At 54.6% G+C, this 205-nt stretch carries 1 rRNA gene; it reads left to right on the top strand.

The features are described from left to right. Positions 1-205, top strand: a 23S ribosomal RNA gene (locus CES81_RS13330); the annotation flags it as partial.

Below are 205 nucleotides of genomic sequence, written 5' to 3'. Positions count from 1 at the left end.
AGCGAAGTGGGAACAGCCCAAACCAGGAAGCTTGCTTCCTGGGGTTGTAGGACTGAACATTTGAGTTACCAAAGCAGCGAATAGTCGAACGGTTTGGGAAGACCGGCCAAAGCGGGTGATAGCCCCGTAGACGAAATTCACTGCCCTCAGTTCAGGATCCTGAGTACGGCCAGACACGTGAAACCTGGTCGGAATCCGGGAGGAC

This window comes from Secundilactobacillus pentosiphilus, from assembly GCF_002217985.1.
Classification (GTDB): domain Bacteria; phylum Bacillota; class Bacilli; order Lactobacillales; family Lactobacillaceae; genus Secundilactobacillus; species Secundilactobacillus pentosiphilus.
This window is presented reverse-complemented; position numbering and strand designations above follow the sequence as displayed.